Origin of the sequence: Edaphobacter sp. (genome assembly GCF_035532915.1) — a bacterium.
GTDB lineage: Bacteria > Acidobacteriota > Terriglobia > Terriglobales > Acidobacteriaceae > Edaphobacter.
Window position 1 is genome coordinate 1 of record NZ_DATKQC010000236.1, and the last position, 5426, is coordinate 5426.

General features: G+C 56.2%; 6 protein-coding genes. 3 read left to right on the forward strand and 3 right to left on the reverse strand.

Going from position 1 to position 5426, the window contains the following annotated elements:
• Both VMU57_RS11375 and VMU57_RS11380 read left to right on the forward strand, forming a co-directional pair.
• Positions 1–543 (forward strand): DUF190 domain-containing protein (locus VMU57_RS11375; protein WP_325383450.1); only part of this gene is annotated, 543 nt, incomplete at its 5' end.
• A gap of 58 nt (positions 544–601) precedes the next feature.
• On the forward strand, positions 602–949 hold the full coding sequence (locus VMU57_RS11380; RefSeq protein ID WP_325383452.1) for a DUF190 domain-containing protein: 348 nt from the start codon (positions 602–604) through the stop codon (positions 947–949).
• A 677-nt stretch (positions 950–1626) separates the two neighbouring features.
• Here the strand turns inward: VMU57_RS11380 and VMU57_RS11385 are convergent.
• Positions 1627–3654, reverse strand: coding sequence for a hypothetical protein (locus tag VMU57_RS11385; RefSeq protein ID WP_325383454.1), 2028 nt, complete (start codon positions 3652–3654; stop codon positions 1627–1629).
• Between the two features lie 236 nt (positions 3655–3890).
• Between VMU57_RS11385 and VMU57_RS11390 the strand changes: the two genes are divergently transcribed.
• The gene (locus VMU57_RS11390) at positions 3891–4106 is read left to right on the forward strand and encodes a hypothetical protein (RefSeq protein WP_325383456.1); all 216 of its coding nucleotides are present in this window, start codon (positions 3891–3893) and stop codon (positions 4104–4106) included.
• Positions 4107–4186: 80 nt separating this feature from the next.
• Here the strand turns inward: VMU57_RS11390 and VMU57_RS11395 are convergent, their stop codons facing one another.
• Positions 4187–4417, reverse strand: coding sequence for a hypothetical protein (locus VMU57_RS11395; protein ID WP_325383458.1), 231 nt, complete (start codon positions 4415–4417; stop codon positions 4187–4189).
• On the reverse strand, positions 4374–4823 hold the full coding sequence (locus VMU57_RS11400) for a hypothetical protein (protein WP_325383460.1): 450 nt from the start codon (positions 4821–4823) through the stop codon (positions 4374–4376). The genes VMU57_RS11395 and VMU57_RS11400 overlap by 44 nt, the downstream gene beginning before the upstream one ends.
• Between the last annotated feature and the right edge of the window lie 603 nt (positions 4824–5426).

Consider the following 5426-nt stretch of genomic DNA (forward strand, 5'->3'; position numbering starts at 1 on the left):
CACTCGTCGAACTTCGTAGAAATATCCGATCAATTGCCAATAAAGATTGAATTCATCGAGTCGAGAGAAAAGGTGGATGAATTGCTCGGCAAGCTGGAGGAAATGGTTGGCAGCGGCATGATCGAAGTGCAGGAGACCACAATCGCCAAAGCGGCCCAGAGTTCAAAGGAGAAGAAGGCTCCGGCAGCCTCGCCGCTCAAAATTGAGGGACGAGCCCGATTAATGCGGATCTACATTGGCGAATCGGATCGTTGGAAAGATATCCCGCTCTACAAGGCCCTGGTGGAGGCGATGCGGGCAAACGATATCGCGGGCGTCACCGTCTATCGCGGCATCCTGGGTTACGGTGCGCATCGGCGCATTCACAAGGACAAGCCGCTGCACCTGTCCCACGATAGCTCAATCATGCTCTCGGTAGTCGATACGGACGAGAAGCTGCGAGCCTTTCTGCCGAGGGTCGAGCAAATGGTTGAGGAGGGCCTGGTGGTGCTGTCGGACGTCGACGTCATCAAATATTCCTATCGCGCCAGCGAGGCGAACTAAAGCAAGCTCAGCAGGAGAATGTGCAAGCAAGCAGGTCGTTGGCAATGGAGACCAAGCCATGAAAGAAGAGTTCCAAGCGCGAATGTTGCGGATCCATTTCGGCGAGGCCGATAAGTGGCAGGGCAAGCCATTGCACGAGGCGATCTTCGCCAAATGCCAGGAGCTTGGGATCGCCGGAGTCACCATCTATCGCGGCATCGAGGGATACGGTACCAGTACCAGAATTCATTATGCCAGCCGTTGGACCTTGTCCAAGGATGCTCCGATGATGGTGAGCATTGTCGATACAGAGGAGCAAATCCGCACGCTGATTCCTCATCTGGATGCCATGGTTCATGAAGGCCTGATGGCGACCTCCCCGGTCGAAGTGATCCGCTATTCGCGAGATCCGTCGGCCACACCCTAGCGACCAGACCATCGCAACGCCCAGAGTCCACGGAGGCGTCGTGATGAAAATCGGCGGCTGGCGCACATGCTGCATCTTGAAGATCATGGATCGCAGTAATTGCGACTTTGGGCATAATCCGAAGAAGAACGAGGATTCGCGAATCCTTTATTGTGGCCTTATCGCACCCACGACCTCTGCCCTACAGACTTCTGCCCAAATCGGAATTTGGCTCAATGAGTGCGTTGCCTGTATTGCGACAGTTGACCATCCAGTCGAGAGAGAATATCCGCTGAGTTCAGCATCACGTTGGCCAGTTAGCTGTGCTAGGCTTGGGAGGGTTTGACATGCAACCCATGCCTGTCCTTTTGCTTCGGATCAGCATCTGGCGGGTATGTCCTAGACTGGACGGGGTACTATCAGCAATCCCGGGCGTCCCAGCCTAGTACTACAGTTGCAGATAGCGAATCCTCTGGGTAGCTGGGCTGTAAACCATTGATTTTTAGAGAGCAGCGCGCAAGTGGGTCGCAATGGAAATCAGGGGAAATCCATTAAGTGCAACTGTAGTACTAGGCTGTTTTCAAAATTGCAGCCTATTGAAAATGGACTGCTTCCGCAAAGATGGAGTAGAAGATGAGTCCGGGTTGGTGGGGAATCACTCCGGGCGCAGTACGACTTGGCCGCTCGACGCCGTGACCCTACCAGGTGTGGTCCCGCTTCCGCTCGACATCTTCTTTGATTGTGCACAGGGCATGGTTCCACACGACGTCGTGTACGAACTCGGGAAACAATAATCTGGCGCCCTTCCACATCATCCGACTCGCGAAGCCCTTGCCTTTCTTGTAGTCGAACTCCGCGTAAATGGAGAGCCTGCGGTTTCTGTCCGTGGTCGGCGCGACGTTGAAGATGAGTTTCCCGTGGTCTACAAGCCCCTCGTCGGCCTGATAGAGCAGGGTCTCGAAGCGAACTCTGTTGGTCAGCCGCAGTTCCGCGGCCAACTGCACGAACGGCACACTGTATCGAATCACCGATCCCACCTGGTTGGGCGTTCCCTGGGTCTGTCGCATATCGACGATTCGCACCTTGAGGAACCTTGCATTGGGTTGGCCGAACTTGGCGAGGTCCTCCATGATCTCGTCCTCGGAACCCCGGATCTTGATCCAGTACATCCGTTCGAAGTCGGGCGATTTGCCAAGTTCCATTCCCAGACTTGAAGCAAGTTGCTCCTTTAGCGCTTCGCGCTTCTCTTTCAGCACCACTGTCGGATAGCGTCCGTACTCCCCCCATTGCACGCCTAACAATATCTCGAACGCCACGTTCCTTACCGTGACCGCCGCGCCGGCGAGAACGGACCGCAGCACGTGGTAGCCGCATATCTCCCGGAACACTTCCCGATAGTCGGCTGTGCCGCTGGCGATTTTCCATAGCACTACGCTCAGGGGCCGACTCCGCACGTCACGCACCTTGTACTCAGTAGCAAACGCCTGGTACACGATGCGGCTCACCAGAGGCTTGGTGAACGCCACCCGGCTGATGGCAAATACTGTCCGTCCGAAGCGATTGTCAGCCACCAGCCATTTGACGGTTTTCCCGTATCCCCGGGCGAGGGCCTGCTCGTCGATTCCCTCATGGAGCACGACCTGCGCCAGCCGGCTCGCCGTCTCGTGGGCTGAGTAAAGACCGTCTTTGTTCAATCGCGACCCGACGGCGTCGCCGATGATGGCAAACCGGTCGCCGAAAGGAAATGCCGCAGTGGCCACAGTCATTCTGGGAGCACAAAGGCAGGCGAGGGGAGCTGCCGCGATGCCTGGCAAGATGCTGTCAATCTGCGGCAACGTCAGGAAATCGTGGACGATCTGCCGACCGTCTCGCGGCAAGACCGCCTCGTCTATGCACTTGCCGATCAGGGCAACGGTCAAGAATCTGCCCTTGGGAATGAGCGCGGTATGCTCAACGGCGAGATGTTTCGAGCCGTACTCGATGAAGTAGATCTCCCGATTCATGTTGCGCTTGAGAAAATCCTCACCCACGTCGAGTTCGAAGATGAGGGCCCTTCGGGTCTTACCTGGAACGAACGACGGATTCAACCGCTTGACGGAGACGATGAGCTCATCGGCACTATATTCGGAGCCACAGCGCGCATTGATTCCGGTTGCGATACTCACGAAGCTGGCATCGAGCGAGACCTTCTCTCCAGATGGCGCCCTCATCGTGAGCTCGGGCATCCCCGACGCACCGTAGGCAATCCTCTGGACTTCGCCATACTGAATGCGCGCGCCTTCTTTAACCGCTTCACCGAGCAGAAACCCATCCAACCCCGCAGGTCTGCCAGTCCTCCTGCCGGGTAACGCCCCCCTGAATACTGAGTACATCTGCTTGTCGTTGGGAACTCGAAGCCGGAGGTTCTTCCACTGCCCGTGTATCCAGACGTAGTCGATGCGCCCTTGGATGATCTCCGCCGGAACGACTAGGCCGCACTCTTCGAGTATCTCATTCAGCCTCGGCGATATAAGGCCTGCGCAGAAGCTGCATCCCCTACATTGAAAGTCATCGACGTTCAGGTCGGACCGACCCCGTTTCTCGACGATGACAACCTCGATGTTTCGATCGAGCCGCTTGGCTTCCCGAAGAAGATGGATGGCGAAAAACGAACCGGCTGGTCCACCGCCGACGATGACGACGCGATCGTCGTTCAGTAGACTCGTTGATTGAACCGGAATTCTCATTTTGTTTCCCCGGCCAAGAGAAAATATACCCCCCGATTGCCCGGCTCGCAATCGTTTATGCATCCGTTCCAAGGGCAAAAACCCGCTAGTGTGTTAGCGCGCACGTAACGGTGAATAAATCTGAACAGTGGCCGGTTCCAGGAAGACAAATCAGTATCATCGCCGCAGGTGGGTTCCGGGTGGAAGATTTGGTAGGATGATTTTTCGGAGGTAGAGAGAGGAAGTGCCAGTATTGTATGCGGCAAAAGACCGATGCTGAGTACGCCGATGACCTTGCCCAGTTCATTGGTCCCGGGGACGGCGCGAAGGTGCTCATCGATCCCTCGGCCGCATCCTTTAAGGCCGAGGTGCTCAAGCGTGGGATTTGGCGCGTGGATGCCGACAACGAAGTCAATGAGGGTATTCGCATCACTTCGAACGTTCGTATTGAGCGGAAATCTCTTGCCATTTAGTTGGTCCTGGTTTGGGGGTACCGCAAAGTGCGTGCGCGTCGCTGACATTCGCACGTTTTTTTATCAGCGCAGTATGTGAGTCACAAGAAGCGCGGGTTGCGAATCCGTTCGTACTCCTCGCAAACCACTTTGGCTCCGTGCTTGCGCTCGAGACGACGGATCGTGAAGTGAGCCTCCGCTAATAATTGGAAGTAACGCGCGAACAGGACGTTCAGTGTAAGCCCACCGGCCGCTCCTGCGATAGGAACCAACTCTGCAGCCGCCTTCTCACCGATTTTGAGCCCAAGTCGTGCGCCAATTTTTCCCAGCATGGATAGCATCTCCAGCACCGTGGGGATGCCAAGCTTGCGCATCCCTCCGTCTGGTTTGGGGGATTTCAACCCGCCTCACCGGTTTCGGTTGATAGGTTCCGTTCAGCAGTTGTTCCCGGATGGCTGGCCAGTGTTGCTTCAGATAGTCGGCGATTCCATCGACAGTCATCCTGTCGATGCCCGCACTACCTTTGTTGGCCTTCACCCGCCGTAACGCCTCTTTCAGGTTTTCTCGCTCACATACTTCCTCCATCAATCGATTCATGCGGGCTGGGCTTTCGGGTTCATTTATCGCCGGGAGCGATTCAGGTTCTTCCCTTCCCGCTTCGCAGGCTTCACCTGCTGGCATGGAAGAGGAGTTCAGTTCGATCTGAATGTTCTGCTGCTTTTCGCCCCTGAGACTCATGTCCTAATTGCCTCTCCTCTCGTTCGGGCCTTCAACCACCGTTCCCGGCTCGGCCTATCTGTTGACTCCACCTTTCGGCTTTCGAGTGCCTCAATAGCCTTGCCGACGACATGGCCTAATATGCCCTCTGCTGACTTCTGCCCTGCGGTCAGGCTGTCTCGCGACAGCCTCAGTCGCCGAAACGACACAAAGCAGATCTCCCGGGGTAAGTTCAACAGCCTTCTGCGCACTGCCGCCGGATCTACGCCTCGCGTACTTGATGGATATGGGCTTCGCGGTAAGTTGCCCGCTCGCCCTACGCTCGCGCCTTGTATCCGGTTTTTGTTCATCGACTCGCGCATTTGCTCCACGCTTCCTTCAGACCCCGCCTCGCGGCGATAGCCCTTGCGTTCTTGCTAACCCTTACCTCCATCAGGTCGGGTAGAGGACTTGTACCTCCAAGCTGTTGAACATACTCGGCACACAACGAAGCCGCGGCGGCGGCGGACGCTTGCGCGTGTTGCTGATCCGGCTTTTGCGGCTGCCGGGGTAGTTTGGTTCGCAGAGAAGGAGAATTCTCTGTGAACCAACTACGTCAGCTCATGCTTGAGGAGTTGCATCGCC